This window comes from Pseudonocardia sp. TMWB2A, assembly GCF_017312135.1.
The window spans coordinates 406573-432461 of sequence record NZ_QKQY01000002.1 but is presented as its reverse complement, the minus strand read 5'-3'; the positions used below and the strand labels follow the sequence as shown (position 1 = coordinate 432461).

Below are 25889 nucleotides of genomic sequence, written 5' to 3'. Positions count from 1 at the left end.
CGTGGCCAAGCCCTTCGCCTCCTCCGCCGACACCGCCGCCAAGGAGCAGACCCTCGAGGTGCTCGCGGACGGCGTCTACGCCCTCACCGCCGAGGGCGACCCGAACATCGGCGCGATCGAGGGGGAGGACTTCGTCGTCTGCTTCGAGGCCCTCGCCACCCCGGTCGCCGCGCGCAAGTGGCTCGCGATGCTGCGCGAGCACACCGACAAGCCGGTCCGGTACCTCGTGCTGTCGCACTACCACGCGGTCCGGGTGCTGGGCGCGAGCGCGTTCGACGCGCAGACCGTCGTCGCGCACGAGACGACCGCGGCCCTGATCGCCGAGCGCGGCATGGAGGACTGGGCCTCGGAGTTCGCGCGGATGCCACGGCTGGCCGAGGCCGCCGACTCGGTGCCCGGACTCACCTGGCCGACGCTCACCTTCGCCGACCGCCTCACCCTCGACCTGGGCGGTGACCGCGGCGAGCTGGTGCTGCAGTTCCACGGCCGCGGCCACACCGAGGGCGACATCACCGCCTGGCTGCCGCGGCACCGGATCCTGTTCGCCGGTGACCTCGTCGAGGCCCGGGCCGCGCTCTACACCGGCGACGCGTTCCACCGCGACTGGGCGGGCGACACCCTCGACCGGCTCGCCGCGCTCGGCGCCGAGCAGCTCGTCGGCGGGCGCGGCGCGGTCAGCCGCGGCCGCGCCGAGGTCGACGCGGCGATCGCCCAGACCCGCGGGTTCCTGCAGGTCATGATCCGGGAGGTCGGCGCGGTGCAGGAGCGCGGCGGCACGCTGAAGGAGGCGTTCGAGGCGACCCACGCCGCACTCGTCGACGACTACGGACACTGGCCGATCTTCGAGCACTGCCTGCCGTTCGACGTCTCACGGCTGTGGGACGAGCTGTCCGGCGTGGAGCGTCCGGTGATCTGGACCGCGGAACGCGACCAGGAGGTCTGGGCCCGGCTGCAGGGCTGAGGCACCGGCGAGGGGAGGGGAACCCATGTCGACGTCCGCCGCGCCGGCCTGGCCGTCGCCGCCCGTCCTGGTGCTCGGCGCCGGGCCGGTCGGGCAGACCACCGCGCTGCTGCTGGCCCGCCACGGCGTCCCGACGGTCGTGCTGGACCGCCGCCCGGAGCGGGACCGGGTCGGGTCGAAGGCGATCTGCCAGCAGCGCGACGTCCTCGACGTCTGGGAGTCCGTCGGTGCCGGGCGCCGGATCGCCGACGAGGGCGTCACCTGGACCACCGCGCGCACCTTCCACCGCGACACCGAGCTGTTCGCCCACACCTTCGCCGAGCCGGGGCGGCCCGCGTTCCCGCCGTTCGTGAACCTCTCGCAGGCCAGGACCGAGCAGATCCTCGACGAGCGGATCGCCGACGAGGCCCTGGTGGACCTGCGCTGGGGGCACGACGTCGTCGGCGTCGAGCAGACCGCCGACGGCGTCACGGTGACCGTCGACGGCGGTGGGCGGATCGCGGGGAGCTTCCTGGTCGTCTGTGCCGGTGCCCGCGGCGACGCGCTGCGTGAGTTGCTCGGGGTCACCTTCGAGGGCACCAGCTTCGACGACCGCTTCCTGATCTGCGACGTCCGCGCCGACCTCCCGGGGTGGGCCACCGAGCGCCGCTTCCACTTCGACCCGGCCGCGAACCCGGGCCGCCAGGTGCTGGTCCACCCCTGCCCGGACTCGACGTTCCGGATCGACTGGCAGGTCCCGGCCGGGTACGACCTCGACGCCGAGACCGCGTCCGGCGCGCTGGACGCCCGGATCCGCGCGGTCATCGGCGACGTCGACCGCGAGGTGGTCTGGTCCTCGGTCTACCGGTTCCACTCGCGCGTGGTGGACCGGATGCGGTGCGGCCGGGTCCTGCTGGCGGGCGACGCGGCGCACCTGGTGTCCCCGTTCGGGGCCCGCGGGCTGAACTCCGGCGTCGCCGACGCGGAGAACGCCGCCTGGAAGATCGCCTGGGTCGGCCGCGGCTGGGCACCGGAGGAGCTCCTGGAGAGCTACCACGCCGAGCGGCACGCGGCCGCCCGGGAGAACGTCGCCGTCACCACCGCGACGATGGACTTCCTGGTCCCGCGCGACGCGGAGCGGGTGCGGGCCCGCGCCGAGGTCCTCGCCGCGGCGGCGACCGATCCCGCGGCCCGGGCGCGGGTCGACTCGGGCCGGCTGGCCGAGCCGTTCTGGTACGTCGACTCCGCCCTGACCACCGCCGACGCGCGTCGCCCGTTCGCCGGGCGTCCCGCCCGCGGCGAGGTCCCGCCCGCGGGACCGGGGGTGCTCGTCCCGGACGCCCCGGTGCGCACCCCGGCCGGTCCGGGACGGCTGCGCGCGCTGGCCCGCGACGGGTTCCTGCTGCTCACCGGCCCGCTGGTCGACGCGGACGCGGTCGTCGCATCGGCGGCCGGTGCGCCCGGCCCGGTCCGGGTGCTCGCCCTCGCGGAACTGGACGGCCGCACGGGCACCGGAGCCGGAGCCCTCGGCGGAGCCGGAGACGGGGAGACGGTGACGGCCACCCTGGCCGCCCGGCCCGACGAGGTGTGGCTGCTCCGCCCGGACGCCCACGTCGCCGCCGTGCTCGCCGCCCCGTCCCGCGACGACGTCGCGGCCGCTCTTGCCCGCGCGACCGCCCGCGGCACGACGGCGCCACCGCCACGGACACAGGCACAGGCACAGAACAGACCGGAGGAGGGCCACGATGGCGTACTACAGGCGAGCCGGTGACGTCCCGCCGAAGCGGCACACCCAGCACCGACGCCCCGACGGGACGCTCTACTACGAGGAGCTGATGGGGGAGGAGGGCTTCTCCTCGGACTCCTCGCTGCTCTACCACGCGGGCGTGCCGTCGGCGATCGTCGACGCCACCCCCTGGGACCCGGGCGACCAGTCGCTGACCGACAATCGGCCGCTGCTCCCGCGCCACCTGCGGCTGCACGAGCTCGGCACCCCGGACTGGAAGTCGGTCGACGTCGTGACCGGGCGCCGGCTGGTGCTGGGCAACGCCGATGTGCGGATCTCCTACGTCGTCGCGGGGGAGGCCAGCCCGCTCTACCGCAACGCCGTCGGCGACGAGGTCGTCTACCTGGAGTCCGGGTCGGCGATCGTCGAGACCGTGTTCGGTGCGCTGGACGTGGTCCAGGGCGACTACGTCGTCCTCCCGCGGGCGACGACCCACCGCTGGGTCCCCACCGGGTCCGAGCCGCTGCGCGCCTACGCGATCGAGGCGTCGTCGCACATCGCCCCGCCCAAGCGGTACCTGTCGCGCTACGGCCAGCTGCTCGAGCACGCCCCGTACTGCGAGCGCGACCTGCACGGACCGGGGGCGCCGCTGCTCGTCGAGCAGACCGACGTCGAGGTGCTGGTGAAGCACCGCGGCGGGCCCGACGGGATCACCGGCACCCGCTACGTGGTGCCCACGCACCCGTTCGACGTCGTCGGCTGGGACGGCTGCCTGTACCCGTACACGTTCAACGTCGCCGACTTCGAGCCGATCACCGGCCGCGTGCACCAGCCGCCGCCGGTGCACCAGGTCTTCGAGGGCTCCGGCTTCGTGATCTGCAACTTCGTGCCGCGCAAGGTCGACTACCACCCGCTCGCCGTGCCGGTGCCCTACTACCACGCCAATGTGGACTCCGACGAGGTCATGTTCTACTGCGGCGGCGACTACGAGGCCCGCAAGGGCTCCGGGATCGGGCAGGGGTCGATCTCGCTGCACCCGGGCGGGCACAGCCACGGCCCGCAGCCCGGCGCGGTCGAGCGGGCGCTCGGCGCGGAGTCCTTCGACGAGCTCGCGGTCATGGTCGACACGTTCCGGCCGCTGGCCCTCGGTGAGGGCGGACGGGCGTGTGAGGACCCGTCGTACGCGTGGAGCTGGGCGGGGCGCGGCCCGGCCCGGTGACCGGGCCGCCCGCTCACCGGGCGGGGACGAGCACCGGCACCAGCCGCACCAGCACGACCAGGGCGACGAGCTCGACCAGGGTCTGGGTGACGACGGCGAGCGGGGCGAGGGCGAGCGCGCCGGGCAGCGCCAGCGCGAGCGGCAGCACCACCAGCGAGTTGCGGGTCGTCACCGAGAACACCACCGCCCGGGTGGCCGGCACGTCCAGGCGGGCCACCCGGGCGGTGAGCAGACCGATCACCACCGCCGCGACGACGAACGCCGCGTAGAGCGGCACCAGCCGCACCAGGGTGAGCGCCTGCGCCCCGACGGCGGCGATCTGCGAGCCCACGACCGCGGCCAGGGTCGCGACCATCAGCGGCACCATCGCCCCGGCGACGGCGCCCTCGACACGGGCCGCGCGGCCGGCCGGGCGCCGTCGTCGCAGGCCCTGGACCAGGGCCGCCGCGGCCAGCGGGGCCAGGACCAGCACCAGGAACGCGTGCAGGAACGGCCCGGCCTCGACCACGGCGAGGACCTCCGGTCCGGCCGCGAGCCACAGGTAGCCGGGCAGCAGGAGCATCTGCGCGACCATCAGCAGCGGCGTCGCCGCGAGCATCTGCGCGCGGGCGCCGCCGGCGAGCCCGGTGAACACGACGACGTAGTCGATGCACGGCGTCAGCAGCACCAGCAGGACGCCCACGAGCAGGCCGCGGTCGTCGGCGACCCATCGCGACAGTCCGATCGCGACCGGCGGGACCACCACGGCGTTCGCCACCAGCACGACGACCGGGAAACGGGTGCCGGTCAGGGCCCGCGCGACGTCGACGAGCGGGACCGCGAGGAAGGTCGCGAACAGCAGCAGCGCGAGCAGCGGGGTGACCGACGCGGCGAGCGCGGGAGCGACCCGCGGGGCGAGGAGACCGAGCAGCGCCCCGGCGAGGATCGCGGCCAGGTACAGCGGGACCTGGTGGCGGTCCCACCAGGCGACGAGCCGGCTCAGTCGGTGCCCCCGGCCGAGCGGTACGCCGACTGCGCGGCCGGGCCGAGGTCGGCGCCGTAGGAGACGTCGGGGGAGTCCCCGCCCTGCTGGTAGCCACCGGTGACGGCCAGGATCTCCGAGTCGTCCGGGCCGGTCAGCCACGGGCCGCCGCTGGAACCCTGGTCGAGGCCGGGCTGGTCGAGCTGCCGCTGGTCCTCGTCGAGCGTCCCGGCGGTGCCGGACACCGTCGTCGCGTCCGCGTCGCCGTCGTTGTAGCCGACCGCGGTCACCGGGGTGTCGTCGCCGCCGGCGCCGGACGTGCCGAAGGCGAGCCGGTAGGCGCCGGTGACCTGCTGGATCGGCGGGGCGTCGGGCCGGGAGACGGTCAGGAACGCGACGTCGGAGTCGGGGTCGCCGCTCTCCAGCCAGCCCGGGGGGACCGCGGCAGCGGTGACGGTCCAGTAGCCGAAGGGGGCGGTGCCGTCGTCGTAGCCGGGGGCGAAGCTCATGCCCGTCCGGGCCGGGGTGCCGTCGCCGTCGGAGACGCAGTGCGCGGCGGTCACGACGAGGTCGCCGGTGGCGGACTCGACCACCGAGGCGGAGCAGAAGTGGTCACCGGGGGCCTCGGCCGGTCCGTCGAACAGGGCGCCGGTCGCGGGGCGCGCGACCGGCGTGCCCTCGGGGGCCGTGACGGCCGGGAGGGACAGTCCTGTGGCGACGGGGACGACCGCCGCCGGGTCGGCCGGGTCGGCGGCGCCGGTCGTGGCCGTGGCCGATGCCGGGGCCGTGGCCGATGCCGGGGCCGGAGCGGCGCCAGCCGCCGTGGCCGCCGCCGCGGTCGTCACCTGCGGTGGTGTCGTGGGCGTCCACGACGGAACCGCGAGCGCGACGGCGACGGACGCCGCGAGCGCGGCGCCCAGCAGCCCGGGGACGTGCCACCGCGGGCGGGAGGGGCCGTTGCCGGGCCGGGTGTCGGTCCGCACGTCCACCTCCCACGCTCGTCCCACTGACCGGATCAACGGTAGAGGGCACTCCTGTGATCCGTCGGACGGACCGCTGTGGACGCGCTGTGAATCCCGGTCCGGTCGGTGGTCGGCCCCGCCCGCGGGCGGACCGGTGGCCGGTGCCCGACGACCGGTCCGGCGTGTCCGACGGCGTGTCGTCGTGGCGTCGACGGTGGGAGCCGACCGTGCACCGACCGGCTCACCTGGTGATGCTCCGAGCGGCTCATCAGCTCTGATGAGGTCGTGTAGCGACCGTGACCGCCGCCACGACACACGGGCCGTCGGGAGCACAGAGGCCCCGGCGACGACGGCCCGGGGACGGGCGGAGCGGTGGAGGCAGTCATGGCGCGTCGGGTCGGGGAGCACGGAGCACGGGTGGGCGGACGACGCCTGCTGGCGGCCGCGCTGGTGGCGGCGGTCGGGTGCGTCCCGCTCGTCGCCGGGACCGCCACCGCCGCCGACGGGGTCCGGGTCGGCAACGACCAGATCCCGGCGTGTGGCGCGACGGTGAGCCCGACCGGGTACTGCACGGCGGTCCGCAACGCCGGCACCGCCGCCGTCGTCGACGACGCCCGGGCCCGCACCGGACGCGGCTACCTGCGCCTGGACACCCCCGGCGGCAACGACAAGGTCACCGTGTACGCCCAGGCCTTCAACGGGCGCAAGCTCTCGGAGATCACCGACCTCGAGTACCAGACCCTCGTCGAGCAGGTGGGCGGCCCGCAGCAGGCACCCGCCCTGAACATCCCGGTCAACCCGATGAAGGACGGCTCGACCTTCACGACCCTGGTGTTCGAGCCGGTCTACACCGGAACCAACCCGGTGCAGACCGGGGCGTGGCAGACGTGGCCCGCGTCGAGCACCCCCGCGGGCAGCGGCGGCTGGTGGGCCAGCGGCACCATCACCAGCACCGGCACGCCCAACCGGTACGGCTTCGACACCTACACCGCCGACTTCGCCGCGGTGAAGGCTGCGCTGCCCGACGCCGTCATCGTCGGCGGGATCGCGGTCAACCAGGGCAGCGGCAACCCGGGGCTGCGCTCGGGCGTCGACAACCTGCGGATCAACGGCACCACGGTCGACTTCGACAACCCGGTCGTCCCGACCGCGCTCGCCGCGACCGGCGGCAACGGGCAGAGCGCCCAGGTCCGCACCGCCTTCGCCCAGCCGCTGTCGGTCACCCTCACCGGAGCGGGCAACGCCCCGGTGGCGGGCCAGGACGTCACCTTCACCGTGACCGGCGGCAGCGCCGCCTTCCCCGGCGGGGCCACCGCCACGGCCACCACCGGCGCCGACGGCGGCGCCACCAGCCCGGCGCTGACCGCCGGTGACACCGCGGGCCCGGTGACGGTCACCGCCACCGCCGGCACGCTGAGCACCACGTTCGCCCTCACCGTGACCCCCGCGCCGGTGATCCCGCGCGAGGCCGACCTGTCGGTCGCGCTCGGTGTGCCCGCCACGCTGAAGGCGGGCACCACCGCCCCCGTCACCGTGACCCTCCGCAACGCCGGCCCGGCCGCGGCGACCCGGGTCACCGGTGCCGTCACCCTGCCGCAGGGCCTCAAGGTCACCGCCGCCCCGGGCGGGATCGTCGGCGGCAACGGCCGCTCGGTCGCCTACCTGGTCCCGAACATCGCCGCGGGCACCGCGTCGACCTTCACGATCACCGTGACCGCCGACCGCACGGTGACCGGGCCGCGGACCGTCGAGGGAGCCGTCGCCCCCTCCCAGGTCCGTGACCCGAAGCTCACGAACAACGCGACCCGGGTGACCACGACGGTCGTGCGCTGACCCCGGGGTCCCCGGCGGGCGGGTCGCGGCGCAGGAGCGCCGCGGCCTGCCCGTCACCCGTTCCCGGGCCCGGATCTGATACGTCTGTGCGTACCGGCCGCCCCTGCCGGGGTGCGGTGGGCCGGCGACGAACGGGAGTGGCATGGACGCGGACGTGATCGTCGTCGGGGCCGGGCTGGCCGGTCTGGTCGCGACCCACGAGCTGACCCGGCGGGGCCGCCGGGTCGCCGTCGTCGACCAGGAGGGGCCGGTCGACCTCGGCGGGCAGGCGTGGTGGTCCTTCGGCGGCATCTTCCTCGTCGACAGCCCCGAGCAGCGCCGCATGCGGGTGCACGACTCGGTCGAGCTGGCCTGGAGCGACTGGCAGGGCAGCGCCGGGTTCGACCGCCTCGACGACGAGGACGTCCACGCCGCGCGCTGGGCCCGCGCCTACGTCGAGTTCGCCGCCGGGGAGAAGCGCTCCTACCTCACGGAGCTGGGCATCTCCTTCCTCCCCACGGTCGGCTGGGCCGAGCGCGGCGACCTCACCGCGACCGGCCACGGGAACTCCGTGCCCCGCTTCCACGTGAGCTGGGGGACCGGCACCGGCGTCGTGCGCCCGTTCGTCGACTCCGCGTTGCGCGCCGCGGAGGCCGGGCTCGTGACCTTCCACCACCGGCACCGCGTCGACGGGCTGGTCCGCACCGACGGCGCCGTCACCGGTGTCCGCGGCGTCGTCCTCGCCCCGGACGACTCACCGCGCGGCGCCCCCAGCAACCGCGACGTGACCGGGGAGTTCACCCTCTCCGCGACCGCGGTCGTCCTGGCCACCGGCGGGATCGGCGCGAACCACGAGATGATCCGCCGGTACTGGCCCGAGCGGATGGGCACCCCGCCGTCGTCGATGATCACCGGGGTGCCGGCCTACGTGGACGGGCGGATGCTCGACATCGCCGCCGACGCGGGTGTGCGGCTGGTCAACCGCGACCGCATGTGGCACTACACCGAGGGCGTCGTGAACTGGGACCCGGTCTGGCCCGGCCACGCCATCCGCATCCTGCCCGGGCCGTCCTCGATGTGGTTCGACGCGCTCGGGCGGCGGCTGCCCGCGCCGTACCTGCCCGGCTACGACACCCTCGGCACCCTGCGCCACCTGCGCACCAGCCTGGACATCGCGCCCTACGACCACTCCTGGTTCGTGCTCACCCAGAAGATCGTCGAGAAGGAGTTCGCGCTGTCGGGCTCCGAGCAGAACCCCGACATCACCTCCGGGCGCCGCAGCGCCTTCCTCCGCGAACGGCTGCTCAGCCGGGGTGCGCCCGGCCCGGTCGAGGCGTTCACGACCCACGGGGAGGACTTCGTCGTCGCCGACACCCTCGACGAGCTCGTCGCGGGGATGAACGCCCTCACCGACGCCCCGCCGCTCGACCCGGCCCTGATCCGCGGCCAGATCGAGGCCCGCGACCGGCAGCTGGCCAACCCCTACAGCAAGGACGCCCAGGTCCAGGGCATCCACAACGCCCGCCGCTCGCTCGGTGACCGGATCGGGCGGGTCGCGGCGCCGCACCGGATCCTCGACCCCGCCGCCGGTCCGCTGATCGGGGTGAAGCTGCACGTGCTGACCCGCAAGACCCTCGGCGGGATCCAGACCGACCTCGGCTCCCGCGCCCTCGACGCCCACGGCGAGCCGATCCCCGGGCTCTACGCGGCGGGGGAGGCCGCCGGGTTCGGCGGGGGCGGGGTGCACGGGTACAACGCGCTGGAGGGCACGTTCCTCGGTGGCTGCATCTTCTCCGGCCGGGCCGCCGGGCGGAGCCTCGCGGGAACCGTCTGAACCCGGTCTCTCACTGAGCGAGAGTCGCCTTCCGGGGCGGTGGCCGCGCGGCGGATGCTCGGCTCCTCGACGACGAGGGGAGCGACGGTGACCGGTGCCGGGAACCGCACGGTCCGGGTGGCGAGCCGCCACCGGGAGTCCGACGGCGTGGTGTCGCTGGAGCTGGTCGCCGCCGACGGCGGGCGGCTGCCGGACTGGACCCCCGGCGCGCACGTCGACCTCGTGCTGCCCGGCGGGCACACCCGGCAGTACTCGCTGTGCGGGGACCGGTGGGACGCCCACCGCTACCGCGTCGCCGTGCTGCGCGAGCCCGCCGGCCGCGGTGGCTCGGCCTGGGTCCACGATCGCCTCGCGGTCGGCGACGAGATCGGGCTCGGCGGGCCGCGCAACAACTTCCCGCTGGTCCCGGCCCCGCGCTACCTGTTCGTCGCGGGCGGCATCGGGATCACCCCGATCCTGCCGATGATCACCACGGCGGACCTGCTCGGCGCGGACTGGGCGCTGCTGTACGGCGGCCGGACCCGGGCGTCGATGGCGTTCACCGCGGAGCTCGCGGCCCACGGGGATCGGGTCCGCACCGTCGCGCAGGACGAGGAGGGACTGCTCGACCTCCCCGGGTTCCTGGGACGGCCCGCACCGGGCACCCGGGTGTACGGCTGCGGTCCCGCCCCGCTGCTCGCGGCGCTGGCCGAGGCCACGGCCGGGTGGCCGTCGCACACGGTGCGGACCGAGCGCTTCGTCCCGCGTGCGACCGGCCCGGTCCGCGACACCGCGTTCGCGGTCCACCTCGCCCGCCGCGGGACCGACGTGACCGTGCCACCCGGGCGCAGCGTCCTCGACGCGGTCGCCGACGCCGGCGTCGACGTCCTGTCCTCGTGCCGGCAGGGCACCTGCGGGACCTGCGAGACGACCGTGCTGGCGGGCGACCCGGACCACCGCGACTCCGTCCTCGACGACGACGAGCGCGCCGCAGCCGACCGCATGCTGGTCTGCGTCTCGCGCTCGCGCGGACCGCGTCTGGTCCTCGATCTCTGACCCGACCCGACCGGAAGGCAGCGCCCATGACGGCCGCGCTCGACCACGTGCCCACCACCGACGTCGACCCGTTCGACCCCGGGGTCCTCACCGACCCGATCGGGTTCCACGAGCAGCTGCGCGCGGCCGGCCCGCTGGTCCGGCTCACCCGCCACGACGTGCTCGCCCTCGGCCGCTACGCCGACGTCCGGGCCGCACTCGTCGACTGGCAGTCCTTCCGGTCCGGTGCCGGGGTGGGGCTCGCGAACTTCCACACCGAGGCGCCGTGGCGGCCGCCGTCGCTGCTGCTGGAGGCCGACCCGCCGCACCACGACGCGCCCCGCCGGGTGCTCGGGACGGTCCTCGGCCCCCGTGCGCTGCGCACGCTGCGGGACCGCTGGGCCGCCGACGCCGAGGCCCTCGTCGACGAGGTGCTGGCGGGCGGTCACGAGTTCGACGCCGTCCCCGCGATCGCCGAGGCGTTCCCGCTGCGGGTGTTCCCCGACGCCGTCGGGCTGCCCGAGGCGGGCCGGGAGAACCTCCTGCCCTACGGCGACCTGCTGTTCAACGCGTTCGGTCCGCGCAACGCGCTGCTGGAGGAGAAGCTGCCGCGCCTCGGGGAGCTCTCGGCCTGGGTGAACGCGCAGTGCGCCCGCGAGGCACTGGCCGCCGACGGCTTCGGCGCCGACATCTGGGCCGCCGCCGACCGCGGTGACATCACCCCCGAGCAGGCCCCGCTCGTCGTGCGGTCGCTGCTGTCGGCCGGGGTCGACACCACCGTCACCGGGCTCGCGGCGGTGCTGCACGCCGTCGCCACGCACCCGGAGCAGTGGGCGCGGCTGCGCGCCGACCCGGGGCTCGCCCGCGTCGCGTTCGACGAGGCCGTGCGCTGGGAGTCACCGGTGCAGACCTTCTTCCGCACGACGGCGACCGACACCGAGCTCGCCGGCGTCCGCGTCCCGGCCGGGCGCAAGGTGCTGCTGTTCCTGGGGTCGGCGAACCGGGACCCGCGGCACTGGGGGCCCGGCGCGGGCGCGTTCGACCTGGACCGCGACCCGTCCGGGCACGTCGGGTTCGGGATGGGCCTGCACCAGTGCGTCGGCCAGCACGTCGCCCGGCTGGAGGCCGAGTCGGTGCTGCGGGCGCTCGCCGCGCGGGTCGCGACGATCGAGCCCGCCGGTCCGCCGCGCCGGCGGCCGAACAACACCATGCGGGCCTGGGCGTCGATGCCGCTGCGGGTCACGCCCGCCTAGGTGCAGACTCCACCCGTGGTCGCGGGCGAACCGGTACTGGCCCGGGCGGTGCGGATCCTGTCGGTGTTCGAGCCCGGGCGGGCCGAGCTGGGCGTCGCCGAGATCGCCCGCGCCTCGGGGCTGCACGTCGCGACCGCGTCGCGACTGGTCGGGCAGCTCGTCGAGCAGGGGCTACTCACCCGCACCGGCTCCGGGCGGCTGCGGATCGGGATGCGGCTGTGGGAGCTGGGGCAGCGGGCGTCGCCGACGCTGACCCTGCGGGCCGCGGCGCTGCCGTTCCTCGGGGACCTGCACGCCGTCGTCGGGCACCACGTGCAGCTGGGTGTCCTCGACGGCGACGAGGTCATCTTCCTCGAACGCCTCTCCGCACCCGGGGCGGTGGTCAACCTGACCCGGATCGCCGGGCGGCTGCCGCTGCACGTCTCGTCCTCAGGGCTGGTGCTGCTCGCCCACGCGTCGCCCGAGCAGCAGGAACGCGTGCTCGCGGCGCCCCTGGAACGACGGACCCCCGCCACGGTGACCGACCCGGCCCGGCTGCGGGTCCTGCTCGCCCGCGTCCGGCGCGACGGCCACGTCGTCACCGACGGCCACGTGCACCCCGACGCGACCGGCGTCGCGGTCCCGGTGCGCGGCCGGGACGGGGCCGTCGTCGCGGCGCTGTCGACGGTGCAGCCGCACGACGGCCGGGCCCGCACCCTCGTCCCGGCGCTGCGCGCCGCGGCCCACGGCATCGCCCGCGCCCACGGCATCGCCCGGGCCCACGGCGCGGAAGACGCCGCGCCGGGCTGAGCGCCGGCCTCAGGCCCCGGTGCCCGCCCCGACCGGCACTGGGCGCAGGGTCAGCGGCAGCAGGTCGCGGACCTCGGCGCGCAGGGTGTCCAGCGCGTGCGGGTCGTCGCCGGTGAGGAACCCCAGCAGGGCCTGCTGGAACACGCCGTCGACCATCCCGTAGGCGGCGTGCGGGCTCAGCGCGACCGCGGTGCCGGTGAGGTCGGCGTAGCGGGTGACGACCCGCCACACCATGTCCTCCAGGGTGCGGTCGATCTGCCCGACGGCCTCGCGCAGGTTCGGCTCGAACATGCTCTGGGCGCGCAGGTCGTACCAGAGGCGGTGCATCGGGGCCTCGTCGACGATCGTCTCGCACAGCTTGTCCGCGAACGCGGTGACCAGGCCGTCGGCCGTCGTCGCGTCGGCGACGGCGCCGTCGTAGCGGGTCACGCAGACCGCCTTGTACTGCCGCACGCAGTAGACGATCAGCTCCAGCTTGTCGGCGAAGTAGTAGTGCACGACGCCGTGGCTGTACGGGGAGTTCTGTGCGATCTCGCGCAGCGACGCCCGGGCGTAGCCGAGCTCGCCGAGGGTCTGCAGGGCCGAGTCCGCCAGCGCGCGGCGGCGCGCGTCGTGCTTGTCGACCGGGTTCGCCCGTGCCACGCGGCCCCCTTCCGTCGTCCGCCCGGGAGCCACTGTAACCGACCGTTGCGCCCCCGACGCCGTTGTTCTGGACGCTCGCCCGACGATATCTTGACAACTGGTCAGAGATCGCGGCAGGGTGTGGCCCACATCACCGATCGACACTGGAGTCGCCGTGACGCAGATCGACCTGACCGGACGCACCGTGCTCGTGACCGGGGGCGCGCAGGGACTGGGCGAGGGGATGGCCCGCGCGCTGGCCGACTCGGGCGGCCGGGTCGTCGTCGCCGACCTGCAGGACGAGGCGGGCGGCACGCTCGCGAAGTCGCTGGGGGAGCAGCACGGGTTCGTGCACCTGGACGTCACCGACGACGCCTCGTGGACCGCCGCCGTCGCCGAGACCGTGGAGCGGTTCGGCGGCCTCGACGTCGTCGTCAACAACGCGGGCGTCGAGGTCACCCAGCTGCTCGTCGACACCGAGCCCGACGACGTCCGCCGGATGCTCGAGGTCAACCTGCTCGGCACGATGCTCGGCATCAAGCACGCCTTCCGCGCCATGCGCCCGGGAGGCGCGGCGGGCCGCGGCGGGGCCGTGATCAACGTGGCCTCGGTCGCCGCGACCATCGCGTTCCCCTCCATCGGCGGCTACTCCGCGACCAAGTCCGGCGTCGACCGGCTCACCCGGGTCGCGGCGATGGAGTCGGGCAAGCTCGGCTACGGGGTGCGGGTCAACTGCGTCTACCCCGGGCTCGTCCCGACCGCGATGGGGCAGAAGCTCGCCGTCGAGACCGCCGGGCTCGGGCTGTTCGAGAGCCCGGAGGCCGCGGTCGGCGCGGTGGTCGAGCTGACCCCGTCGGGCCGGCTCGGCGAGGTCGCCGACATCGCCGACGCGGTCGCCTTCCTGGCCTCCGACGCCGCCCGGTTCGTCAACGGCGCCGGCCTGCCGGTCGACGGCGGCATGGGCATGTGACCCGCCGGGTCCCCGCCGCCCGGGATCACCGGTCCCGGGCGGCGAGGACCTCGTCGAGCACCACGGTGGCGCGGAACCCGCACAGCACCAGGATGTGCAGCAGGTAGAGCCACAGCGCCAGCGCCGACACCGTCCCGACCACGGGCAGCCCGGCGAACGGCGCCGACCACTCGATCGGGATGGCCAGGAACAGCAGGAACCCCTGCAGGAACCCGGCGAGCACCGACCCGGTGCCGAACGCGCCGAGCACCAGCGCGCGCCGCCGCAGGTGCCCGGGCCCGACCAGGCCGAACACCGCGAGCAGCGCGGTCGACAGCGTCACCCAGACCACGTGGAACGCCACGACGACGCCCCACACCAGCGACCAGCCACCCGCGGCGTAGAGCGGCCCGACGTAGGGCGCCGCGCCCAGCACGACCAGCACGAGGAACGGCGCGACCGCCGCGACCCCGAGCAGCCCGGCGCGGCCACGCCAGCCGGTGAGCCGGTCCCGCGTCGCGGACATCTGGACGAACGCGCGGCGCAGCCCCTCGCCGTAGAGGCTGGCCGGGAACAGCACGACCAGCGCCTGCCACCAGGCCATCGACAGCGACACCGCGGCCAGCGTGCGCAGCGCCTCCGGCGTGCCGTGGCCGCCGGGGAGCCCGCCGATCGCCGCCTCCATCGCCGTGGTCACCGTCTCCGGCCCGGCCAGCGCGCCGACGCCCCACAGCGCGACCATCGCCAGCGGCACCAGCCCGATCACCCCGAAGTAGGTCGCACCGGCGGCCCACAGCGCGATGTCGCTGCCGGGGAAGGTGCTCCCGAGCCGACGCGCGATCGCGCGCGCCCGGTTCACGGCGCGCCCCCGGTGCGGCGCTGGCACGCTGGTCCGATGACGACCGGGGACGACGACGGCTGGTCGGCCCTGCACGGCGGCATCCGGCCCTCCCCGGTGGTACGCGGCTGGCTCCGGATGGTGCGGGTCCTCTCCGCGGGTCCGGTGGCCCGGGTCCCGCCGGACGTGTTGTCGCTGTCCGGTGTGGTCGTGCTGGCCGGGGCGTGGGCGGTCGCGCTCGCCGGGGCGCCGTGGACGGCGGTGACGGCCCTGCTCGTCGTCGCGGCGGGAGTGCTCGACGGCCTCGACGGCGCCGTCGCGCTGCGCACCGGGCGGGCCCGGCCGCTGGGCGCGGTGGTCGACGCCGTCGCCGACCGCCTCGGGGACCTGCTGCTCGGGGCGGTGCTGGTCGCGCTCGGCGCCCCGCCCGGCTGGGTCCTCGCGGCGCTCGCGCTGGTGTTCGTGCACGAGTTCCTGCGGGCCCGCGCGCAGTCGGTCGGCATGCCGGGGGTGGGGGCGGTGACCGTCGCCGAGCGGCCGACCCGGCTGGTCGTGGTCGCCCTGCCCGCACTCGGTGCGGCGGTGCTCCCGGCCGGCCCGCCGCTGGTCGGGGTGTCGTGGGGGACCGTCTTCGCCCTCACCTGGACGGTCCTGGGTGCGATCGGGCTGGTGCAGCTCGCGGTGGGCGTGGTCCGGACGACGCCGCCGCGGTTCCCGGAGTCCCCGCCGGGCCGATGAGCCCGGCGACGATCTCGGCCGACATCAGCACCAGCGGGATGCCGCCGCCCGGGTGCGCGGACCCGCCGACCAGGTAGAGGCCCGGCACCGGGCCGCGGTTGGCGGGCCGGCGCAGCGCGGCCCGGGGGCCGTGCGAGGCGGTGCCGTAGATCGCGCCGCCCGGCGAGCCGGTGCGCCGCTCCAGCTCGGCCGGGGTCAGGACCTCGGCGAACCGCAGGCGGTCGCGCACGTCGGCGCCGCGGGCGGCGAGCACGCCGAGCACCCGGTCCCGGTAGCGCTCCGCGAGCCCCGGAGCGTCCCAGTCGACACCGCGCCCCGGGTCGTGCAGGGGCGCGTTGACCAGCACGAACCAGCCCTCGGAGGCGTCGTCGGGGCGCAGCGCGGGGTCGTCGGGGGCGTGCACGTACACCGTCGGGTCGGGCACCGGGCGCGGCTCGCGCCCGAAGATCGCGTCGAACTCGGCGTGCTGGTCGCGCGGGAACCAGACCCGGTGCGCCGGCCCGGGCTCCCGGCCGGACAGCCCGAGCAGCAGCACGAACCCGGCCGTCGACCGGGGGATGCGGCGCAGCCGCCTGCGGGCCCGGCGCGCGACGTCGCGGGGGAGCAGCCGCTCGTGCAGCACGTGCGCGTCGACCCCGGAGACGACGACGTCGGCGCGCACCTTGCGGCCCCCGGCCCGGACCCCGGCGGCCCGGCCGCGCTCCACGAGGACCTCGTCGACGGCCGTGCCCGGGTGCAGCGTGACGCCGAGGGCGACGCAGCGGTCCACGACCGCGTCGACGATGCGGCGCAGCCCGCCCGGCACCCACCACGCGCCGAACTCCTGCTCGACGAAGGCGGTCACCGCCAGCACCGCCGGTGTGCGACGCGGGTCGGAACCGGAGTAGGTGGCGTAGCGGTTCAGCCAGGTCCGCAGCCGCGGGTCGGGCAGCAGCCGCCCGCCCAGCCCGTCGAGGGTCCGCCACGGTGCGACCGCGCGCAGGTCGGCCGGCCGCGCGCTCATCCGGGCGAGCGCGGCCGTGGTGAGCGGGCGGCGCAGGACGGGCTCCCCGACGAGGTCCCACAGCCGTCGCGAGTGCTCGTGCAGCGCCGTCCAGGAGGCGCCGGCGCCGTCGCCCAGGGCGGCGTCGAGGGCGGCCGGGACCGCGGCCGCGGCGTGCGGGAGGTCCAGCCGGGTGCCGTCGGCGAAGACGTAGCCGCAGGCCGGGTCGACCGGCGTGACCGGCAGGTCCGCGGGGCCGCCGGTCGCGGCGAACAGGTCGGCGAGCAGGTCCGGCATCGTGAGCAGCGACGGGCCGGTGTCGAAGGTGAACCCGTCCCGGGTGACGACGCCGAGCTTCCCGCCCGGGGTGTCGGCCCGCTCGAACACGGTGACCGTGTGCCCGGCGGCGGCCAGCCGCGCCGCCGCCGCGAGCCCGCCCAGCCCGGCGCCGGCCACCACGACCCGGCTCACAGCGCACGCCCCTTCCAGCTCAGCGTGCCGCGCAGCCGGCCCGCCCACGACGACGCGAGCAGCCCGAGCAGGGCCAGCACCGACACCGGGTGGGCGAGCGCGTCGACCGTGCCGCCGCCGCCCGAGGGCCCGACGACCCACCGCGCGGCGGGCACCCGCCCGGCGACGGCGGCGGCGTACCCGAGCAGCCCGGCCCGTGACCCGGTCAGCGCGGCGAGCGCGGGCAGCACGTAGACCAGCACCAGCCCGGCGCCGACCGCGACCGCCCCGGCGGGCGAGCCGAACGCCGCCCACAGCGATTTGCGGTAGCCCGCCCGCAGCTCCGCGCCGGTCGCGTACATCCGGCAGGACGCGACCTGCGACCCGTCGGCGATGCCGGTCCGGCCCCCGGCGGCGCGGACCGCCCGGGCCAGCCCGATGTCGTCGAGCACGGCGCCCGACACCGCGTCCCAGCCGCCCGCCCGGGCCAGCACGGACGCCTCGACCAGCAGGAATTGTCCGTTCGCGACGGCCATCGACCCCCGTCCGGACCGTTCCGCGACGGCCAGCGGCAGCGTCGTCAGCCAGGACCAGGCCAGCAGCGGCTGCACCAGCCGGCCGAGCGGGCCGGAGGCGACCTGCCGCGGCCACGGGCACAGCAGGTCCAGCGGCCGGTCCCGGTCGCGCAGCAGCGCCACCGCGGCGGCGACGGCGTGCGGGACGAGGACGACGTCGGCGTCGACGAACACGAGGATCTCGCCGCGGGCGGCCGCGGCCAGCGCGGCACAGGCGTGCGGCTTGCCCAGCACCCCCGGCGGGGGCGGGGTGCCGGTGAGCACCCGCAGCCGGGGGTCGCCGCCGGCCGCGGCACGGACGACGTCGGCGGTCCCGTCGGTGGAGCCGTCGTCGAGGACGAGGATCTCGACGTCGGCCAGCCCGCGCTGCCCGGTCAGCGCCCGCATCGTCGGCGCGATCCGGTGTGCCTCGTCGCGGGCCGGGACCAGCACCGACACCGGCACGGCCACCGTCGGCGGCGCGGCGGGCGGGCGGCGCAGCCCGGCCCGGTTCACCCAGGCCTGCACCGTCCCGGCCGCGGCGAGGACGGACCCGGCGGCCACGAGCGGACGGACGGCGCGCAGCGGCCGGCGGAGGAGCACGCAGGCGACCCTACGGAGGGGGCGGCCCGGCCGCGCGACGTCGCCGCGGCCGCGGACGACGCGCGGGCGTGCCCGGGTGGTGGCACCGTGGGACCATCCCCCGACCGGATCGTGTGGAGGTTCCCGCGTGGCGTTGGCCGCTGCCCCCCGGGCACTGCGCACGACCCTGCCCGCCTGGGTGCTGGTCGCCGGAGCGGTGACCGTGCAGATCCTCTACCCGCTCACCCCCGCCCCGCTGCGGACGTCGGTGACGGTGCTGAGCGTGGCGGTGTTCTTCCTGGCCGCGGTCGCCGACGTCGTCCGGGTGCACGGCACCCGGGGCGGTTTGGTGCTGCTCGGCGTCGCGGGCGGCGGGGGACTGGTCGCGGAGTCCGTCGGGCTGGCCACGGGGTGGCCGTTCGGCGCCTACGCCTACACCGGGACCCTCGGCGCCGAGGTGGCCGGTGTCCCGCTGGTCGTGCCGATGGCCTGGGCGATGATGGCGTGGCCCGCGCTCGTCGTGGGCAGGGCGCTGGCCCGGCGCGGGGCGGGGACCGTCGCCGTCGGTGCGTTCGCCCTGGCCGCCTGGGACGTGTTCCTCGACCCGCAGATGGTCGACGCGGGCCACTGGGTCTGGGCGCACCCCGACCCGGGCCTCCCGCTGGTGCCCGGCATCCCGCTGACCAACTACGCCGGCTGGCTGGTCGTCTCGCTGCTGATCGTCGGGACGCTGCACCGTGCGCTGCCCGACGGCCCACGGCGCTCGGGGCCCGCGGCCGCGCTGTACCTGTGGGTCTACGCCTCCTCGGTGCTCGCCCACCTGGTGTTCTTCGGCCTGCCCGGCTCGGCCCTGGTCGGCGGGGTGCTGATGGGGCTGGTCGCGGTCCCGTACGCGCTCGTCCTGCGCCGCGACCGCGCCGCCCACCGTCCCGGAGGGACCCCGTGACCGATCCGCTGCGCCACCGCGCCGCGCCCCTGCGCATGCGCCGGCGGCGACTCGTGACCCCCGACCCGCTGCTGCCCCGCGAGGTGCCCGCCGGGTCGGAGGCGGTCGTCGTCGGGGGCGGGATCGCCGGGGTGTCCGCGGCGGTGGTGCTGGCCGAACGCGGGGTGCGGGTCACCCTGCTCGAGGCGGCCGACCACCTCGGCGGACGGCTCGGGGCCTGGCCGCGCACCCTGCCCGACGGCACCGTCCAGCAGGTCGAGCACGGCTTCCACGCCTTCTTCCGGCAGTACTACACCTGGCGGTCGATCCTGCGCCGCGCCGACCCGCAGCTGTCGTTCCTGCGCCCGGTCGGGCACTACCCGGTGATCTCCGCGCGGTGGCCCGACGAGGACCTGTCGGGGCTGCCCGCCGCGCCGCCGTTCAACCTGCTCGCGCTGGCGCTGCGCAGCAGGAGCCTGTCGCGCCGCGAGCTCACCTCCGCCGACCCCGACGCCGGACGCGCCCTGCTCGCCTACGACCGGGCCACCACCACCGCCGAGCTCGACGGCGTCGACGCCGCGTCCTTCCTCGACCGGCTCGGGATGACCGAGCGCACCCGCAGCATGCTGTTCGAGGCGTTCGCCCGGTCGTTCTTCTGCAACCAGGGCGACCTGTCCGCCGCCGAGCTCGTCGCGATGTTCCACTACTACTTCCTCGGCAACCCCGAGGGCATCGCGTTCGACGCCCCGCGCACCGACCACGCCACCGCCGTGTGGCAGCCGCTGTGGCGGTACCTGACCTCCCTCGGGGCGGAGGTCCGCACCGGGGCGCGGGTCACCGCGGTGCACCCCGACGGCGCCGGCTGGCGGGTCGAGGGCCCCGGGGCGACCACCACCCGGCACCTCGTGCTCGCCCTCGACCCGGGTGCGCTGCGCGCGGTGGTCACCGGCTCACCCGGGCTGGCGACGACGGCGCCGCGGCTGCACGCGCAGTGCGCGGCCCTGCACGTCGCGCCCCCGTTCGCGGTCAGCAGGCTGTGGCTGGACCGCGACGTCGACCCGGGCCGGGCGGTGTTCAGCGCCGTCAGCGGGCAGCCGACCCTGGACTCGGTCACCGTCTACTCCCGGCTGGAGGAGCCCTCGGCCCGGTGGGCCGCCGCGACCGGCGGATCGGTGGTGGAGCTGCACTCCTACTCCTGCGCCGAGCCCGACGCGGCGTCCGCCGCGGCCGCGCTGCGCGCCGAGCTGGCCGTGCTGTGGCCCGAGACCGCGGACGCGACCGTCCTCGACCGGCACGACCGGCTGGAGGCCACCGCGCCCGCGTTCCCGCCCGGGACGGCGGGCACCCGGCCGGGGGTGCGGACCGACGCGCGCGGCCTGCGGGTGGCCGGTGACTTCGTGGAGACGCCGTACCTCGCCGGGCTGATGGAGCGCTCGTCGATGTCGGGGGTGCTCGCCGCGAACGACGTGCTCGCCGAGCTGGGCGCGGCCGCCGAACCGGTCGACGGGATCCCGCAGCGCGGGCTGCTCGCCGGTGTCCCGGCGCTGCGCGGGGCCCGCGGACGCCACGCCGCGGCCCGCTGACCGCCGCCGTGCGGGTCGCGTCGCTGAACCTCGCCTCCGGACGTGGGGCGGGCGGGCGGTACCTGACCGGCCCCGCGCTCGGGGCGGCCGTCGCCGGGGTGGGCGCCGACGTCGTCGCGGTGCAGGAGGTCGACACCGGCCAGTCCCGCTCGGCGGGCGACGACCAGCCGTCGCTGCTCGCGGCCGGGCTCGGTGCCGTGGACTGGCGCTCCGCCGCGACCATGCACGGCGAGCCGCGCCCGGACCCGCTGCCGTCGTGGATCCCGCTCGACCCCCCGGTCCTGCGCGGTCCCGGCGACCCCGCGCCCGGGCCGCGCTACGGCGTCGCGCTGTTCTCCCGGCTGCCGGTGCGCCGCTGGCACGTGCTGGGCTTCGGGGCCGGACGGGCCCGGCTGCCGGTGCCGGTGCCCGCCCCCGGCGGGGGGACCCGGCTCGCCTGGTTCCCCGACGAGCCGCGCGCCGCCGTCGCCGCGGAGCTGGGGACGCTGACGGTGGTGGCGACCCACCTGTCCTTCGCCCCGCCGACGGCGGTCCGCCAGCTCCGGGCGCTGCGCCGGTGGGCCGAGCGCCTGCCCGGCCCGGTGCTCGTCGCGGGGGACCTGAACCTGCCCGGCTCGCTCCCCGCGATGGTGACCGGCGGCCGTCGGCTCGTCGACGGGCAGACGTTCCCGGCGGCGACGCCGCGCGCCCAGCTCGACCACCTGATCGCGCTCGGCGCTCTGACCGGGCGGGACCCGGCCGTGCTGCAGATCGACGTCGGTGACCACCGCGCCGTCGCCGCGACGGTCGAGCCCGGCTGAGCCCTCAGCCGTCCGCGGGCGGGTCGGCGCGCGAGCGGGCCAGCCGGCGCCGGGCCAGGACGAGCCCGGTCAGCACGACGACCGCGAGCCCGGCGACCGACACCAGGAACGGCAGCGACCCGGGGTCGGTGCCGAACGCGCCGACCGCGACCAGCGCCGTCGTGCCCGGGGTGACCCCCAGGACGGTGCCGAGGAGGTAGTGCCGGAACCGGACCGCGGTCAGCCCCCACAGCAGGTTCAGCACCGAGTACGGCAGGACCGGCGCGAGCCGGACCCCCACCACGGCCAGGAGGCCGCGCCGGCGCACCAGGTCGTCGACCACCGCCATCCGCTCCGCGCCCCGGCCCGAGCGGTCGACCAGCCGCAGCACCGTGTCCCGGCCCAGCCGCCGCGCCAGGGCGAACCCGACCGCCGCGCCGACGAACTTCCCGGCCAGCGTCGCGGGCAGCCCCTCGCCGAACCCGAACAGCACCCCGCCGAGCACGGCGAGCAGGCTGACCGGCACCGGGGTGAGCGACAGCCCGGCGTACAGCGCCGCCCACAGCAGCGGTCCCGCCCACCCGGTCCCGGCCAGGCCGTCGCGGAGCTGTTCCACCGAGGGCACCCCGACGGCGATCGCGACGACGACCGCGACGCCCACCAGCGCCACGAGCAGGACGGGACGCCAGAGGCGGGCGACGACGGGCCCGGTCACCGGGCTCCGGCGGGCGGTCGGGGCCCGGAGGCCCGGGGGAACTCCGGTGCTGTCGGCATCGTCGCGAGTATCCCCGCCGGGACGCCGGCCCGCCGGGGAGCGGGCCGCGCCCTGGACACCCGGCGCCGGTGGCGGCTACGGTGACGGACCCGGGTCCTGCCGACGCAGGCGCTCCCGGTCCATCGACACTCGTCTTCACGGGTGGCGCGCCGCAGGGCCGTCACCGTTCGGCCGTCCGGTACAGCTCAGTGCTCCGACGGCGCCACGGGCCGATCGTCCCCGGCCGGGACCGGCCCCACCCTCTCCTCTGGCGGACCCATGACCGCGCCCTCGCCATCCCCTCGTCCCCGTCCCGTCCCGGCCGCCGACACCGCCGTCGCCGAGCCGCAGGTCCACGTCGGACACGGCAGCGCCGCGACCGTCGTCATCGGCGTGTCCGGCGAGCTCGACCTCGCGACCGGCCCCTCGGTCGAGGCACGGGTCCTCGCCGCGGTCGACACCGCCGCCGGTGGCCGCGTCGTCCTGGACCTGAACGCGGTGGGCTTCCTGGGGCTGCGCGGCGTGGCGATGCTGCGCGCGGCCGCGGACCGCGCCCGGGCCACCGGCGCCTCCCTGGTGGTGGTGCTGGACCCGACCGCGCCGGCGGCACGCGCGCTGCGGCTGGTCCGGGGGCCCGGCCTCACGGTGGTCGCGGTCGACGCGCCGGTCGCCGACGCGTCCTGACCCGCCCCCGGCCGGGCACTCAGCGGGGCAGCGGCGGCGCGGCGGGCGCGTCGAACCAGGGCTCGTCCGGGATCGACGGGTCCGGCGTCTCCCGGACCGCCGGGTCCGGGACACCGTCGGTGACCTGCGACGGTCGGGTCGCGCCGAGGTAGTCGTCGCCGCGCCACCGGTACCAGGAGGTCTGCACCGGCAGCCCGAACGTCGGGGCGTTCACCATCCGGTCCTGTCCGACGAACAGGCCGACGTGGTGGACCTTGTCGACGGTGCCGTAGAACACCAGGTCACCCGGGCGCAGCGCGGACCCGGCGGGGACCCGCGGGCCGCGGCGGTACTGGGCGTGCGCGGTCCGCGGCAGGACGACGCCGGCCTTGCCGTAGGCGAAGGCGGTCAGCCCGGAGCAGTCGAAGCCGCGGTCGCCGTTCTCCGGCCCGTTGCCGCCCCACACGAACGGCAGCCCGATCTGGCGCAGTGCGACCTCGACCGCGGTGGCCGCCCGCTGCTCGGGCGTCGTCACCGGCCCGGCCGCGGCCTCGCCGCCGGTGACGAGCAGCAGGACCACGGCGACGAGTGTCGTCACGAACGGGGACCGAAGCGGCACGGCGTCCCTCCCGGTCGTCCGCGGTCGGCGGGTGCGACGGGGCCACCGGGCGGTGACCTGCGCCGAACCTAGGGATCCGACCGCGGCGACCGGAAGCGGAAGCGATCGAGCGGGTGAACGGGGCGACCCGGTCGGTACCGCCGCGGTCAGCGGGCGGCGAGACCGGCGCGCGGTTCCCAGCCGAACAGCCGCCGGGCCTTCGCGATGCTCAGCGCTCCGGCGTCGGGGCGCTCCAGCTCACCGATCGGGGGTGCGTCGTCGCCGTAGGCCGCGGCCACCAGGTCGGCGAGGGGCTCGCCGAGGACGTTGTCCGGCTGGGCGGCGTACACGACCTCGTGGCCCGGGGTGTCGGCGGTGGCGGCGCGCACCACGAGATCGCCGAGGTCGTCGGCGTCGACGAAGGTCCACTGGTTGAACGAGGGCTCGACCGGGCCCTCGCGCAGGCGGCGGACGTAGCCCTCGTAGACCTCGGGGGTGGTGACCAGCGACGGCCGGATCGACACCGCGGTCACCGGCGTCGCGTTGTCGGTGCGCCGTACCAGCGCGTCGACCATCTGCTCGCCGAGCACCTTGGTCAGGGCGTACGCCTCCCGCGGGCGCAGGGGGTGCTCCTCGTCGACGGGCAGGCGGTCGGGCAGCTGCACCGGGTCACCGGTCATGTAGCCCGGTGCCGTCTCGCTCGACATCACGACCAGCCGCGGCACACCGACCGTGCGGACGGCCTCGATGACGTGGAACAGGGCCCCGACGTTGGTCTCGAACACCGCGACCTCGGTGTCCTGGAACGGTTCCGGGATGCCCGCGGTGTGTACGACCGCGTCGGGCCGGACCCGGCCGACCAGGTCGACCGTCCGTCCGAGGTCGGTCAGGTCGGCGCGCACGTAGGGCGCCGCGTCCGGGTCCGTGGGGCCGTAGGACGGCGGCGCCTGGTCCGACGCGGTGACCTCGTGGCCCGCCGCTCTCGCGGCGGCGACGGTCGCCGCGCCGACCTTTCCGAGTGCTCCGGTGACGAGAATCCTCATGATCGGCGACTTCCCGCGGGGGAGCGCGGGAAACCGCCGCCGATCACGGCCGGGGGACCGGGTGGGTCAGCCGCCCAGGCCCGGGATGCCCGGCATCTGCGGGAGCACCGGCGTCGAGGCGAACAGGTCGAGGTACATGCCGCCGGAGACCAGCAGCCCCAGGACGCCGAGCACCAGGCCGCCGAGGGCGACCGGCCGGACCCAGGCGCCCGCGGCGGGCCGGGCGGCCGGGCCGAGGACCAGGACGAGCCCGACGAGGACCGCGACCAGCGCGACGACGCCGTTGACCACGGCGGCGACGTCCCAGGGCGCGCCGTAGAAGGACTCGATGGTGTCGCCCGGGCTGCCGGTCGCGGCCTGGATCTGCCCGACGAGCGACTCGCGCTCGCGCAGCATGTCGCCGACCGAGGTGCCGGTCAGCGAGGCGAGACCGAGCCCCGCGGCGACGACGGCGCCCGCTCCGGCGAGGCCGCCGCCGGAGGTCGTGGCGGAGGCCGGGGTGGAGGTCGTGTCGGCCGCGGTGCCGGACCCGGTCCGTACGGGGGCGGCCGCGGCGCCGCCCGTGGTCGTGCCGGTGCCGGTCGTCGCGGTGCCGGTCGTCGCGCTGTCGGCCGGGGTCGCGGTGGTGTCGGCGGCGGGGGTGTCAGGGGTGTCGGTGGTGGCGGAGTCGGTTCCGGTGGAGCCGGTCGTGGTCGCCCGGTCCGTCGCGACGGAGCCAGCCGCGTCGTCGGTCTCCGGGGTACCGGTCGCCGTGCTGCCGTCCGTGGGCCTGCTCGTGTCGGAAGCCATGGGCCGCACCGTACGCGAGGTCAAGATCGCCGTGACGGCCCCCCACCAGGGCGGATACGCCGTCGTGTCCGTTCCGCCGGGCCCGTCACCGGATGGGGGCGGTGACCGGTCGCTACCCGACGGTCGCGCCGGCCGCGGTCCGGCCGGCGGGCTCGCCGGTGCCGGCGAGCACGGTGACACCGTCCGCGGGGGACCCGGCCCCGACCCGTCGCACGGGGCCGTCGCGCAGCCCGGACAGCACGACCTCGACCCGGGCCAGCACCGCCGTGCGGGAGCGTCCGTCGACGCCGACGACGTCGACGACCACCGTGCCGAGCGCCGCCGAACCCGACGCCGCCCACTGCCCCGACCAGCCGAGCACGATGCCCGGCCCGGCGGGTGGGGGCGCGGACCCGACGCTTCGGTGGTCGAACCCGAGGGTCCGCAGGACCGGGTCGGCGGTGAGCGCGTCGCGGATCTGCTGGTCGGGCGTCGTGGTCATGCGGGCCTCCCGGTACCGGCCGTCGTCGATCACGTCCGGTACCGACGGTA

25 protein-coding genes are annotated in these 25889 nt (G+C 76.6%); 14 read left to right on the top strand and 11 right to left on the bottom strand.

Annotated elements, in window-relative coordinates; all coding sequences use genetic code 11:
• Position 1: 1 nt before the first annotated feature.
• The 3 genes from DMP17_RS16355 to DMP17_RS16345 are packed head-to-tail and all read left to right on the top strand — an operon-like array spanning position 2 to position 3885.
• Complete coding sequence (locus DMP17_RS16355) at positions 2–961, top strand: MBL fold metallo-hydrolase (RefSeq protein ID WP_226356175.1); 960 nt, start codon at positions 2–4, stop codon at positions 959–961.
• Between the two features lie 25 nt (positions 962–986).
• The gene (locus DMP17_RS16350; RefSeq protein ID WP_337829967.1) at positions 987–2711 is read left to right on the top strand and encodes an FAD-dependent monooxygenase; all 1725 of its coding nucleotides are present in this window, start codon (positions 987–989) and stop codon (positions 2709–2711) included.
• Positions 2686–3885: a homogentisate 1,2-dioxygenase gene (locus DMP17_RS16345; RefSeq protein ID WP_337829966.1), complete on the top strand. Its 1200-nt coding sequence runs from the start codon at positions 2686–2688 to the stop codon at positions 3883–3885. The genes DMP17_RS16350 and DMP17_RS16345 overlap by 26 nt, the downstream gene beginning before the upstream one ends.
• 13 nt (positions 3886–3898) lie before the next feature.
• On the opposite strand, the gene DMP17_RS16340 is transcribed toward DMP17_RS16345, so the two are convergent.
• Positions 3899–4795: an arsenic resistance protein gene (locus DMP17_RS16340; protein WP_308016746.1), complete on the bottom strand. Its 897-nt coding sequence runs from the start codon at positions 4793–4795 to the stop codon at positions 3899–3901.
• Between the two features lie 68 nt (positions 4796–4863).
• A complete protein-coding gene (locus DMP17_RS16335) occupies positions 4864–5829 on the bottom strand; it encodes a trypsin-like serine peptidase (protein ID WP_337829965.1) in 966 nt (321 codons plus the stop codon).
• 363 nt (positions 5830–6192) lie between these two features.
• On the opposite strand from DMP17_RS16335, the gene DMP17_RS16330 reads away from it, so the two are divergent.
• The 5 genes from DMP17_RS16330 to DMP17_RS16310 all read left to right on the top strand — a co-directional run bounded on the left by DMP17_RS16330 (position 6193) and on the right by DMP17_RS16310 (position 12510).
• The gene (locus DMP17_RS16330) at positions 6193–7641 is read left to right on the top strand and encodes a hypothetical protein (RefSeq protein ID WP_337829964.1); all 1449 of its coding nucleotides are present in this window, start codon (positions 6193–6195) and stop codon (positions 7639–7641) included.
• Positions 7642–7783: 142 nt separating this feature from the next.
• Positions 7784–9454, top strand: coding sequence for an FAD-binding dehydrogenase (locus tag DMP17_RS16325; protein WP_337829963.1), 1671 nt, complete (start codon positions 7784–7786; stop codon positions 9452–9454).
• An 87-nt stretch (positions 9455–9541) separates the two neighbouring features.
• A complete protein-coding gene (locus tag DMP17_RS16320) occupies positions 9542–10489 on the top strand; it encodes a PDR/VanB family oxidoreductase (RefSeq protein ID WP_337829962.1) in 948 nt (315 codons plus the stop codon).
• 26 nt (positions 10490–10515) lie between these two features.
• Positions 10516–11721, top strand: a complete 1206-nt coding sequence (locus DMP17_RS16315) for a cytochrome P450 (RefSeq protein ID WP_337829961.1) — start codon at positions 10516–10518, stop codon at positions 11719–11721.
• Positions 11722–12510 (top strand): IclR family transcriptional regulator, encoded by a 789-nt coding sequence (locus tag DMP17_RS16310; RefSeq protein ID WP_337829960.1) that lies wholly within the window; start codon positions 11722–11724, stop codon positions 12508–12510.
• Between the two features lie 9 nt (positions 12511–12519).
• On the opposite strand, the gene DMP17_RS16305 is transcribed toward DMP17_RS16310, so the two are convergent.
• Complete coding sequence (locus DMP17_RS16305; RefSeq protein ID WP_226356187.1) at positions 12520–13152, bottom strand: TetR/AcrR family transcriptional regulator; 633 nt, start codon at positions 13150–13152, stop codon at positions 12520–12522.
• Positions 13153–13306: 154 nt separating this feature from the next.
• Between DMP17_RS16305 and DMP17_RS16300 the strand changes: the two genes are divergently transcribed.
• A complete protein-coding gene (locus DMP17_RS16300) occupies positions 13307–14101 on the top strand; it encodes an SDR family NAD(P)-dependent oxidoreductase (RefSeq protein WP_062402044.1) in 795 nt (264 codons plus the stop codon).
• Between the two features lie 25 nt (positions 14102–14126).
• Here the strand turns inward: DMP17_RS16300 and DMP17_RS16295 are convergent, their stop codons facing one another.
• Positions 14127–14939 (bottom strand): YhjD/YihY/BrkB family envelope integrity protein, encoded by an 813-nt coding sequence (locus DMP17_RS16295; RefSeq protein ID WP_226356188.1) that lies wholly within the window; start codon positions 14937–14939, stop codon positions 14127–14129.
• Between the two features lie 36 nt (positions 14940–14975).
• Between DMP17_RS16295 and DMP17_RS16290 the strand changes: the two genes are divergently transcribed.
• Positions 14976–15656 carry a CDP-alcohol phosphatidyltransferase family protein gene (locus DMP17_RS16290; RefSeq protein ID WP_226365680.1) on the top strand — a complete coding sequence of 227 codons (681 nt, stop codon included), beginning with the start codon at positions 14976–14978 and terminating at the stop codon, positions 15654–15656.
• Here the strand turns inward: DMP17_RS16290 and DMP17_RS16285 are convergent.
• Both DMP17_RS16285 and DMP17_RS16280 read right to left on the bottom strand, forming a co-directional pair.
• On the bottom strand, positions 15556–17109 hold the full coding sequence (locus DMP17_RS16285; RefSeq protein ID WP_337829959.1) for a phytoene desaturase family protein: 1554 nt from the start codon (positions 17107–17109) through the stop codon (positions 15556–15558). The genes DMP17_RS16290 and DMP17_RS16285 overlap by 101 nt on opposite strands.
• Entirely contained in the window at positions 17106–18245 is a 1140-nt protein-coding gene (locus tag DMP17_RS16280; RefSeq protein ID WP_337829958.1) for a glycosyltransferase, read from the bottom strand. The genes DMP17_RS16285 and DMP17_RS16280 overlap by 4 nt, the downstream gene beginning before the upstream one ends.
• A gap of 127 nt (positions 18246–18372) precedes the next feature.
• Here DMP17_RS16280 and DMP17_RS16275 point away from each other — a divergent pair, with 127 nt between their 5' ends.
• The 3 genes from DMP17_RS16275 to DMP17_RS16265 are packed head-to-tail and all read left to right on the top strand — an operon-like array spanning position 18373 to position 21532.
• Positions 18373–19170 (top strand): carotenoid biosynthesis protein, encoded by a 798-nt coding sequence (locus DMP17_RS16275; protein WP_337829957.1) that lies wholly within the window; start codon positions 18373–18375, stop codon positions 19168–19170.
• A complete protein-coding gene (locus DMP17_RS16270; RefSeq protein WP_337829956.1) occupies positions 19167–20732 on the top strand; it encodes an FAD-dependent oxidoreductase in 1566 nt (521 codons plus the stop codon). The genes DMP17_RS16275 and DMP17_RS16270 overlap by 4 nt, the downstream gene beginning before the upstream one ends.
• An 8-nt stretch (positions 20733–20740) precedes the next feature.
• Positions 20741–21532: an endonuclease/exonuclease/phosphatase family protein gene (locus tag DMP17_RS16265; RefSeq protein WP_337829955.1), complete on the top strand. Its 792-nt coding sequence runs from the start codon at positions 20741–20743 to the stop codon at positions 21530–21532.
• Positions 21533–21536: 4 nt separating this feature from the next.
• On the opposite strand, the gene DMP17_RS16260 is transcribed toward DMP17_RS16265, so the two are convergent.
• Entirely contained in the window at positions 21537–22226 is a 690-nt protein-coding gene (locus DMP17_RS16260) for a TVP38/TMEM64 family protein (protein ID WP_337829954.1), read from the bottom strand.
• A gap of 318 nt (positions 22227–22544) precedes the next feature.
• On the opposite strand from DMP17_RS16260, the gene DMP17_RS16255 reads away from it, so the two are divergent.
• Positions 22545–22949 (top strand): STAS domain-containing protein, encoded by a 405-nt coding sequence (locus tag DMP17_RS16255; RefSeq protein ID WP_226356195.1) that lies wholly within the window; start codon positions 22545–22547, stop codon positions 22947–22949.
• 19 nt (positions 22950–22968) lie between these two features.
• Here the strand turns inward: DMP17_RS16255 and DMP17_RS16250 are convergent, their stop codons facing one another.
• From DMP17_RS16250 to DMP17_RS16235, 4 genes are all read right to left on the bottom strand, one after another.
• Complete coding sequence (locus tag DMP17_RS16250) at positions 22969–23547, bottom strand: C40 family peptidase (RefSeq protein WP_337829953.1); 579 nt, start codon at positions 23545–23547, stop codon at positions 22969–22971.
• A 146-nt stretch (positions 23548–23693) separates the two neighbouring features.
• Positions 23694–24569 carry an NAD-dependent epimerase/dehydratase family protein gene (locus tag DMP17_RS16245; RefSeq protein ID WP_178375307.1) on the bottom strand — a complete coding sequence of 292 codons (876 nt, stop codon included), beginning with the start codon at positions 24567–24569 and terminating at the stop codon, positions 23694–23696.
• Positions 24570–24635: 66 nt separating this feature from the next.
• On the bottom strand, positions 24636–25358 hold the full coding sequence (locus tag DMP17_RS16240; protein ID WP_226356196.1) for a hypothetical protein: 723 nt from the start codon (positions 25356–25358) through the stop codon (positions 24636–24638).
• 112 nt (positions 25359–25470) lie between these two features.
• A complete protein-coding gene (locus DMP17_RS16235; RefSeq protein ID WP_337829952.1) occupies positions 25471–25839 on the bottom strand; it encodes a hypothetical protein in 369 nt (122 codons plus the stop codon).
• Positions 25840–25889 lie beyond the last annotated feature (50 nt).

Bases quoted from the DNA above. Each gene is read 5' to 3' on its own strand.
- DMP17_RS16350 (WP_337829967.1), top strand. From the start codon at position 987: ATGTCGACGTCCGCCGCGCCGGCCTGGCCGTCGCCGCCCGTCCTGGTG.
- DMP17_RS16345 (WP_337829966.1), top strand. From the start codon at position 2,686: ATGGCGTACTACAGGCGAGCCGGTGACGTCCCGCCGAAGCGGCACACC.
- DMP17_RS16330 (WP_337829964.1), top strand. From the start codon at position 6,193: ATGGCGCGTCGGGTCGGGGAGCACGGAGCACGGGTGGGCGGACGACGC.
- DMP17_RS16325 (WP_337829963.1), top strand. From the start codon at position 7,784: ATGGACGCGGACGTGATCGTCGTCGGGGCCGGGCTGGCCGGTCTGGTC.
- DMP17_RS16315 (WP_337829961.1), top strand. From the start codon at position 10,516: ATGACGGCCGCGCTCGACCACGTGCCCACCACCGACGTCGACCCGTTC.
- DMP17_RS16290 (WP_226365680.1), top strand. From the start codon at position 14,976: ATGACGACCGGGGACGACGACGGCTGGTCGGCCCTGCACGGCGGCATC.
- DMP17_RS16255 (WP_226356195.1), top strand. From the start codon at position 22,545: ATGACCGCGCCCTCGCCATCCCCTCGTCCCCGTCCCGTCCCGGCCGCC.
- DMP17_RS16245 (WP_178375307.1), bottom strand. From the start codon at position 24,569: ATGAGGATTCTCGTCACCGGAGCACTCGGAAAGGTCGGCGCGGCGACC.
- DMP17_RS16240 (WP_226356196.1), bottom strand. From the start codon at position 25,358: ATGGCTTCCGACACGAGCAGGCCCACGGACGGCAGCACGGCGACCGGT.
- DMP17_RS16235 (WP_337829952.1), bottom strand. From the start codon at position 25,839: ATGACCACGACGCCCGACCAGCAGATCCGCGACGCGCTCACCGCCGAC.